Genomic DNA, 5,614 nt, shown 5'->3' with positions numbered 1-5,614 from the left:
CTCTCTCCTCCGTATTCGCGGCTAAACTGAAGAATTTTCGACTTATCAAGCAATTTTATTACCTGACCATAGAGCGGATGTCCGTTAAAATGACTACTTTTGGGCATAGTTTAGAAAATGTTTTGGCGAACACAAACTAAACTAAAAGGACTGACTCCCGCAATAGGTGCCAGTCCTAATTTTGTTTTGCCTCAAAAAGTTTTATCGGACAGCAATAAAAAAATATGGCCATGTTCGTTTATGTTGGGAATATATATTAACTTTGCTTGAAATATTTCACCAAATGAGCTTTATTATATTCCGCAAACCTAGTAAACGATCATGGCCATTTTTGGCTTCTTCAGCATTATTGCTGTTTGTATTTACATTATTTTTTGTTGTGCGTATATCAGGTGGCTATTGGATAGCCGCTCTGATTTTATATCTCCTTACCATACTTTTATCTTACCATCTTTGGACCAAGAAATATCCTCAATACAACCAAGGTGAGTATCTATACATGAACCAGGCATTCCTGAAGTATAAGCGTATGGGAGTCAAGACAGATGTTGATTATCGTGCGTTTATCAGTCGCTTTAAGGATGATCATAATCCTGACACAAAAGACTACAAATATGATGCGGAAGACCGTAAGGACGAAAACTGGCGTTCTTACAATAGAGTCGTGTCTGTTCTCGAGTCTCATTCGAATCTTGTCGCGAAACTATTCAATGCAGAATCAAGCAGAGAGTTGACCATGCAGGTGTTCCATCAGTTGATAGCAGGTGAACAAAAGGAAGATATTGAAGATAGAACACTTGACTCTGCAGAGAACATTTCACCTAACGAAACGAGCAATTATCCTTGTGATGGCATTGTTTCTCCATCCAATCCTTTAGGAGTTTGTTATAAGAATTTATCGTTCTTTATCACAGAGATCACGTCTACGGTGAACAATACGTAAAGTCACTGGTCTGTTGAAGTACAATAATAGGGACGTGAATGAGAAACAGATACTAGATCTTTTCTATTGCGCATCAGTTGATAATGAGGCTATGCTGACTTTGAATGCCAACACCGCTTTTGCATATTTGATGAATATGCTGGCAGCAAAGTCTTTTGTGTCACACGACTGGACGGCTTGTTTTTCTGACAAGCTATTGAAGCAAAGCACATCAGCTCCTGTGAATCACAATGATTTGAAAGTAGCTAAGAACAAAGCTATGACTACCTTACCAGTAGGTAGTAAATCTATCGACAATCTGATTATCACCTTAACTACACATAATAAATAGAAAATCAGGCTTTTATCGTGTAATAGTGGACTATTAATGGACTTAATCTATTATTAGTCCACTATTATTTTACTTTTTTATTCTCCCTTTTCTTTTAGTCTATCTTTGCACCGATATCAGTAACGGATGCTGGCCAGCTCCTATTTATAAACATATTAATGCAAAGATAAAAATGTCATACATAGACTTATCTGAAAGCTATGCTGAAATTCAGGCAAAGTGCCAGGAGCAGCATGAACAGTTGGCACTCTTCAAGAAAAAGAGTGACGAACAGGAAAAACGTATCCGCCAGTTAGAGTCAAAGCAGTTGGCTCTAAAAGAAATCTTGACCTTTGAGGAGGGCAGCGAGTATACGGGGATTTCTAAGAGTACATTATATAAGATGACCTCTGCACATGAGATTCCGTATTATAAGCCTCATGGAAAGTTGATATTCTTCGAAAGAAAAGAACTTGACTGTTGGCTTCGTCAAAAACCCGTTAAGAGCATGGTACAGCTTCAGGAAGAAGCAGAGAGAGCATACCTTACTTCATCATTTAATCATAAGTAGGTTATGGAGTTTGTACGTAAGAAATTCCCATTCACACGCACGCTCAATCATCTGATTGAGTCGTGCCCCGTGGAGGACAAGCTGGCGCTCATTGAGGCTTTCATCGCATATGGCCTTGATTGTATTGAGAATGAATTGCACGGTAGAGCATTCGAACTGTTTCTGTATGCCAAGGTAGAATTAGATAAAAGTTGGAAGCTATATCGTAACGGATGCTCCAAACCAGAGACTCATCATCGTGGCGGTGCTCCTAAGAATAATCGCAATGCAGCAAAATCAACACCAAGTCAATACCAAAACAATACCAACTGTATTTCTTCTTTATCTACTAATACTACAAGTAATAATATTAATATAAAGAAAGAGAAGAACAAAGAAGAGAAAGAAGGTACGTTGGTCTTCGACGAACAACTTCTGCCAGCTTTGAATAAATGGTCTGGATATTTGTGCGAAATATATCACCGTGAACAATCACTTTCTACTATTGAGGCTTGCTATAAGAAATTGCAAGCTTTGAGTGGAGGTGATCCTTCAAAGGCTGACGCTATTGTGAATTATTGTATCAGTAGAGGATGGCGAGGCTTGTATCCGATTCCGACTTCTAGTCAATTCAAAGGTCCTGTAAGTAAAAGAATGGAGACTGGCGTCACATTGAAAGACAACTCACTCTCCAAGTATGACAATCAAGAAAAGTGGTAAATTATGGCAATAATAGATTTTAGACATGCAGCTGAACGCTTGAAAGATTTCGGTTTTCGGCTGAGACCAGAAAGAGTGTATATCCAAATATCCGATGCAAAAGTCAACTTGCAAAATGGACTCAGATTCTTCATTGGCGCTCATCAATGGTTGCCCGAATATGAGGAGATAGTAAGCTGGCTGACTAACAATCACGGTCGTGGTCTTTTATGTATCGGACATCCAGGTCGTGGCAAGACTATCATCTGCACCAAGATTATTCCTCCAATTATTATAGATAGCTGTAATCTCATTACGAACATATACGATGCAACTGATTTGAATAATCTTATTGATAAGATATTGAAGAACCGTATCGTGTGTATAGATGATATTGGCACAGAAGGTGAATACGTTAAATATGGTGAGCATCGTGTGCCATTTGCCGAACTTGTTGATTTGGCTGAGAAAAAGGGCACACTACTGATTCTTACCACAAACCTAACTGTGGATGAACTAAGAATAAAATACGGTGAGCGTGTGGTTGATCGTCTTAGGGCCATTACGAATGTAGTTTATTTCAAAGGCTCCAGTTTAAGAAAGTAATATCAACCAGTTCTGCAGGTCAACAGCGAGTCTGAGTAAAGGCAAGCGGCTAGCAACGGATTATCAAAAATAATCCTAAACATAATAGGGACTTTTAGATTCACCTGCTTGCGCTGTTCACTTAAAAAGTCCTTCTATTATGCTCAGACTCCGCCCGAGACCTGCTGAAACACTACTTTTTACAACGCTGCCAGCGGCATCACTGGAACCTAACAACTCACAGTACAAAATGACTTATAGCAACATACCACGTGCCTCAATCCATGTAGGCTCAAACAAGAAGGCGTTTTCGTCGCAGATGGGCAACGAAGCGGAACGCAGAGGTTGGGACGAGAAACGTTACCGATTAAGAAATGCTGAAACGGAAAAGAATAACCACTACAACTACTCTCGCAAGCATCTCAATTTTGAAATCGCCAAAGGATGCAAGGTTATGCCCCTTGGTTCCAATCCCGTTCCTTTAAACGAGCGCTTACAGATGCGTCATGACGAACTTGGCTTCAGACCTTATATGGATGCCAAGCACCCCAGCCAGATTGCAAAGAACAGTCCGAACAGTTTGGTGAACATTATTTTCGGTGGTGACCATGAAGTGATGAAGGAACTTGCTTTTGGCGATCAAGAGATAGACACCTCTGACCCTTACGCAGACAACAGTCATATAAAGCTAATGCCAGCCATCACCGACTGGGCAAAGGATACATACCGCTTCTGTTGCCGACTATGGGGAGAGGAGAATATCATTGGCTTTGACGTGCATTGTGACGAGACTGGCGTTCATGCTCATGTGTTAACCGTTCCGATGGAGCGAGTCAGAGAGCGTGGGCGCATCGGCAGCAAATACGTACACAAGAATAATCTTGACAAGGTGCTTTCTACTAGGGAATGGAAAGCATTACCAAAAGAAGAGCGTGCCTACTACATAAAAAGTGAACTGACCAAGGATTCCGTTGAGCGTGTGTCATACGCCAAGGTTTGGGGTGAAACAGCCAAAGACAAGTCGAAGTATTTGTCTGATCTTCATACCAAATACTACAATGAGGTGGGCTGCAAGTACGGCTTGCAACGAGGCATTCCATACGATGAACTGTCTCCAGAGGAAAGGCGTGGACGCAGACACAAGAATAAGGTTACTCTTGAAGCAGAGCGACAGGCGAAACTGGCTATTGTAGAGGCTAAGAAGCTAAAGGCGAACATTGAAGCCGAAACAGCCATCGTCACGGAACAGAAGGAGGCTGCACAAAAGGAACTGAAAACTGCACAATCTGGATTTCTGGCCAAGATATTCCAACCTGGCAAGTACAAGAACGAAGAAGCTACAAGACTCAAAGAGTCGTACAATGCTGGTGTCAAGGAAGCCACCAACAGCTTTATCAAAGCAACGGGACTGAAATGGAATGGCGAACCTACAGCGACATCATTGGGACAACGTTTTCGCATGATATGGGATAGCAACAAGAGTCTTTCGCAAGAACTGAAATCAAAGGATTCCATCATTTTAGAAAAGGATGCAAAAATAAAGAGCCTTAATGCTAAAGTGACCACACTTACTGAGGAAGTAAATGGGCTTAAATACCGATTGACTCTAATTGATGCTGATGCTGTGGATAGGTTGCAAACCGCCAAGAATGCAGAAATGGTACGTGCAGACAAAGCAGAGAGTGAATTAAGTACACTTCGATCTGATTATGAGAGACTATCTCGTAAGTGGAATGAAATATGGAACGAACCTGAATACAACGAGGCTGCAAGAAAGGTCAAAGCTCGAAAGGAAGAAGAAACTCGTCTCGCGGAAGAGGCGAAGCGTGAGGAGCAAGCAAGAGAAAACAGACGACAGACAGTGCTCGATAGTATTGTCACTAATGGCAAAGATAGCCTAAGAAGTTTCGCTCTTACTGACAGAATAGATTTCAACGAGCAAGAAGCAAAGTCAATCTACTATGGCATAATGGCTATTGCTCAAAAGTTCGGCTTCGACCTATGCACAAAGAATGGTGTTTCTTCTGCCGTCAGGAAACTCCTCGAAGGTCTATCGTGGAATGGCTGCACGAGCTTCCGCATGGAGTGTGTCACTAACTGGACGAAGCTCTTTGCGGAAAATGACAACATGTACGATTCTCATGCCATCAACAACTTCATCTGCTTTATTGACTATATGTCATGCAGCTCCAAAACCAATGTCACAACTGGAGGTTCCAACGGCTGTGCCGACCAACTCACCAATTGGGATGGAACGCAGAAGATAGGATTGGAGGCTTTGCCAAAGAAGAAACGTGGAATGTCACAGTAGTTATGTACTTACATGGAACACAACTTTTATAAGGGCTGTTTGCCGTTCTATTGGCAATAAACAGCCCTTAAAATAAAAAAGTTCCACTACACAAATATTTTCCTTGTTTTCTTTTTCCATTCTTGTTTAGTTTTCATATCTTTCCTCTAAAAAGAAAAATCCCCCGCTCTTATATTCGTATGTAACTTACTTGTATCTAATTAATTATACTTATAG

The 5,614-nt window shown here is 41.1% G+C and carries 6 protein-coding genes; all 6 read left to right on the top strand.

Translation table 11 applies throughout. The annotated features are described in order from the left end of the window. Positions 1-283 precede the first annotated feature (283 nt). The 6 genes from NSB03_RS19755 to mobV all read left to right on the top strand — a co-directional run bounded on the left by NSB03_RS19755 (position 284) and on the right by mobV (position 5,398). Positions 284-943, top strand: coding sequence for a hypothetical protein (locus tag NSB03_RS19755; RefSeq protein WP_257466600.1), 660 nt, complete (start codon positions 284-286; stop codon positions 941-943). Positions 944-956: 13 nt separating this feature from the next. Then, a complete protein-coding gene (locus NSB03_RS19750) occupies positions 957-1,274 on the top strand; it encodes a hypothetical protein (protein ID WP_024988782.1) in 318 nt (105 codons plus the stop codon). Between the two features lie 172 nt (positions 1,275-1,446). Next, positions 1,447-1,824 carry a helix-turn-helix domain-containing protein gene (locus NSB03_RS19745; RefSeq protein WP_024988781.1) on the top strand — a complete coding sequence of 126 codons (378 nt, stop codon included), beginning with the start codon at positions 1,447-1,449 and terminating at the stop codon, positions 1,822-1,824. 3 nt (positions 1,825-1,827) lie between these two features. Continuing rightward, positions 1,828-2,523: a phage replication initiator YdaU family protein gene (locus NSB03_RS19740; protein WP_024988780.1), complete on the top strand. Its 696-nt coding sequence runs from the start codon at positions 1,828-1,830 to the stop codon at positions 2,521-2,523. Positions 2,524-2,526: 3 nt separating this feature from the next. Further along, positions 2,527-3,108: a P-loop domain-containing protein gene (locus NSB03_RS19735; RefSeq protein ID WP_024988779.1), complete on the top strand. Its 582-nt coding sequence runs from the start codon at positions 2,527-2,529 to the stop codon at positions 3,106-3,108. A 139-nt stretch (positions 3,109-3,247) separates the two neighbouring features. Beyond that, complete coding sequence (gene mobV, locus NSB03_RS19730; protein WP_024988778.1) at positions 3,248-5,398, top strand: MobV family relaxase; 2,151 nt, start codon at positions 3,248-3,250, stop codon at positions 5,396-5,398. Positions 5,399-5,614: the final 216 nt, after the last annotated feature.

The sequence above is a fragment of the Bacteroides acidifaciens genome, from assembly GCF_024623065.1.
GTDB classification, from domain to species: domain Bacteria; phylum Bacteroidota; class Bacteroidia; order Bacteroidales; family Bacteroidaceae; genus Bacteroides; species Bacteroides acidifaciens.
This window is presented reverse-complemented; position numbering and strand designations above follow the sequence as displayed.

Bases quoted from the DNA above. Each gene is read 5' to 3' on its own strand.
- NSB03_RS19745 (WP_024988781.1), top strand. From the start codon at position 1,447: ATGTCATACATAGACTTATCTGAAAGCTATGCTGAAATTCAGGCAAAG.
- mobV (WP_024988778.1), top strand. From the start codon at position 3,248: ATGCTCAGACTCCGCCCGAGACCTGCTGAAACACTACTTTTTACAACG.
- NSB03_RS19735 (WP_024988779.1), top strand. From the start codon at position 2,527: ATGGCAATAATAGATTTTAGACATGCAGCTGAACGCTTGAAAGATTTC.
- NSB03_RS19755 (WP_257466600.1), top strand. From the start codon at position 284: ATGAGCTTTATTATATTCCGCAAACCTAGTAAACGATCATGGCCATTT.
- NSB03_RS19740 (WP_024988780.1), top strand. From the start codon at position 1,828: ATGGAGTTTGTACGTAAGAAATTCCCATTCACACGCACGCTCAATCAT.